The 2,188-nt window shown below is 71.5% G+C and carries 1 protein-coding gene; it reads left to right on the plus strand.

What is annotated here, in order from left to right:
* Positions 1 to 515 precede the first annotated feature (515 nt).
* Positions 516 to 2,126: a citramalate synthase gene (gene cimA, locus DQW06_RS04095; protein ID WP_013151234.1), complete on the plus strand. Its 1,611-nt coding sequence runs from the start codon at positions 516 to 518 to the stop codon at positions 2,124 to 2,126.
* Positions 2,127 to 2,188 lie beyond the last annotated feature (62 nt).

Here is a 2,188-nt window from a genome sequence, read left to right on the forward strand (position 1 = left end):
CCCCGGTTCTCCCCTCCCCTCCTCCGGGAGCCTCCGTGCCCGGCGTCCGAAGCGGCCGACGCCGACGGGGCCGCCGCTGTCGGACCCTCCACCGGGGAGGCGGGACCGCCGCGTGCCCCTGCCCGTGGCCGCAGACGGATCCGGGGAGGAAGGTCGCCCCTTCCCCCGGTGACGTCGGTCACCGCCGCGCGTCGACCCGCCCGATCCGGGGGCGTGCCCCCGGGCGGTTCACGAGGGGCGACGGTGCTCCCGGGCGCCTTCGGCGGGGTGTCGGGTATGTCCGGTACGAGAAACCGACGTCTCGCATGGTGGGACAATCCGCCGTTGAGCACCGAGAACTCCGCCACCGTGTGGCACACTGACCTCATGCCGTCTCAGGTGCTCATTATCGTGAGGCGCGCTGGCTGACCATCGGACGCCGCCAGCGCGCTGACCTCTCGTGTCCACGAGGGGTCTTTTTTGTTGGCGGGGCCCGGTCGGCCACACCACAGCATCCACCTTCGGGAGTTCCACCCATGAGGGACGACAGTTTCCACGTCTTCGACACCACGCTGCGCGACGGGGCCCAGCGCGAGGGGATCAACCTGCGGGTCTCCGACAAGCTGGCCATCGCCAAGCTGCTGGACGACTTCGGGGTGGCGTTCATCGAGGGAGGGTGGCCGGGGGCCAACCCCAAGGACACCGAGTTCTTCCAGCGGGCTTCACGAGAGCTGACGCTGGAGCACGCGCAACTCACCGCGTTCGGCGCGACCCGCCGTGCCGGTGTGCGGGCCGCCGACGACCCACAGGTGGCCGCACTGCGCGACAGCGGCGCACCGGTCGTCACCCTTGTCGCCAAGAGTGACGACCGGCACGTCGAGCGCGCGCTGCGCACGACCCTCGACGAGAACCTCGCCATGATCGCCGACACGGTGTCCCACCTGAGCGAACACGGCCAGCGCGTATTCGTGGACTGCGAGCACTTCTTCGACGGATACCTCCACAACCCCGACCACGCGCTCGACGTGGTCCGCGCCGCCGCCGGGGCCGGTGCCGACGTCGTCGTCCTGTGCGACACCAACGGCGGCATGCTCCCCACCGACGTCACCCGTATCGTCACCGAGGTCCGCGAGGCCACCGGCGCACGCCTGGGCATCCACGCCCAGGACGACACCGGCTGCGCCGTCGCCAACACCCTCGCCGCCGTGGACGCGGGCGCTACCCACGTACAGTGCACCGCCAACGGCTACGGCGAGCGGGTCGGCAACGCCAACCTCTTCTCCGTGGTCGGCGCGCTCACGCTCAAGCGCGGCCAGGAGGTCCTCCCCGAGGGCTGCCTGGCCGAGATGACCCGCGTGGCCACCGCCATCGCCGAGATCGTCAACCTCACCCCCGACACGCACCAGCCCTACGTGGGGGTGTCGGCCTTCGCGCACAAGGCGGGGCTGCACGCCTCCGCGATCAAGGTCGACCCCGACCTGTACCAGCACACGGACCCCGCGCTGGTCGGCAACGCCATGCGCATGCTCGTCTCCGACATGGCCGGGCGGGCCTCCATCGAACTCAAGGCCAAGGAGTTGGGCCTGGACCTGTCCGGAGACCGCGCCCTGTCGGGGCGGGCCGTGGAGCGGGTCAAGGGCCTGGAGCTGTCGGGCTACAGCTTCGAGGCCGCCGACGCCTCCCTGGACCTGCTGCTGCGCGAGGAACTGGGGCAGCCGGTCCGCTACTTCGACACCGAGTCCTGGCGCGTCATCACCGAACGCCGACCCCGGGCCGGGTCCAGCCCCCTGGCCAGCGACTACGAGAGCCTCACCGAGGCCACCGTCAAACTGCGGGTCAAGGGCGAACGCGTGATCGCCACCGCGGAGGGCAACGGCCCCGTCAACGCCCTGGACCGGGCGCTGCGCAGCGCCATGGAGGGCGTGTACACCGCGCTGGCCGGGCTGGAGCTGACCGACTACAAGGTCCGCATCCTGGAGGGCAGCTCCGGCACCAACGCCATCACCCGCATCCTCATCACCTTCAGCGACGGGGTGGGGGAGTGGACCACGGTGGGCGTGGGCCCCAACGTCGTCGACGCGTCCTGGGTCGCCCTCGAACAGGCCGTCACCTACGGGCTCCTGCGCCAGGGCTACCCGCAGGGCTGATCCGGAAGCCGGAGCCCTCCGGGGAGCGGACGAGGGGGCGGGGCGGCAGCCGCCCCGCCCCC

It is taken from the genome of Nocardiopsis sp. TNDT3 (assembly GCF_003427465.1).
Classification (GTDB): Bacteria; Actinomycetota; Actinomycetes; order Streptosporangiales; family Streptosporangiaceae; genus Nocardiopsis; species Nocardiopsis dassonvillei.